Consider the following 609-nt stretch of genomic DNA (forward strand, 5'->3'; position numbering starts at 1 on the left):
CTGCATCTTCGTTTACTGCGCCGGGCACAGCATCGCGCTCTTCTTCAAGCTCCGCGATAGTCTGCTGGAGCCATTCTTTGGTAAGTATGCTCATGATGCTGCTCCTTCCTGATACTGTTCGAACCAGAATACCACTGGCTTCTCAACTGCCTCGATAAGGCCGAAACGCTCTGCCGTTCGGAAGTTCATGCTGCTCTTGCGCCCTCGCTCGACCTGAAGAGATACCTGCTTTCTGAACATTTCCAGCGAGTAGGATGTTTTCAGTAAGTTGCAGGGCGCACATGCCGGAAATAGGTTATCCAGTCTTTCATCTTCTGGCCTGTAGTATTCACCCGTAGCTTTCAGTTTGAAGATGCCTTTCGCAGCAGCCTTCATACACTGCTCAGATTTTCGCAGCACCGCCTCAACGTGGTCAGCATGCCAGCCCTTTTCGGGAAGTTCGCAACCACAATAAGCACAGCGCCCGCCGAACTTCATCCGCAGCTCTGCGCGCTGTTTTTTCGTCAGTGCCATGCTCACTCTCCTTTACCGGCTGCGGCGATGTTGACTCCAGCATCGTGCAGTGCCTCAAGCACCTGATGCTGCTTGTAAACCATTTCCGTGTGATAC

General features: G+C 52.7%; 1 protein-coding gene. It reads right to left on the bottom strand.

The window, feature by feature from the left end; genetic code table 11:
* Positions 1 to 90: 90 nt before the first annotated feature.
* The gene (locus ACFPZN_RS56490; RefSeq protein ID WP_163283738.1) at positions 91 to 513 is read right to left on the bottom strand and encodes an HNH endonuclease; all 423 of its coding nucleotides are present in this window, start codon (positions 511 to 513) and stop codon (positions 91 to 93) included.
* Positions 514 to 609: the final 96 nt, after the last annotated feature.

The organism is Actinomadura rugatobispora, from assembly GCF_042656285.1.
Classification (GTDB): Bacteria; Actinomycetota; Actinomycetes; order Streptosporangiales; family Streptosporangiaceae; genus Spirillospora; species Spirillospora rugatobispora.

Coding starts and splice junctions, on each gene's coding strand:
- ACFPZN_RS56490 (WP_163283738.1), bottom strand. CDS start 513: ATGGCACTGACGAAAAAACAGCGCGCAGAGCTGCGGATGAAGTTCGGC.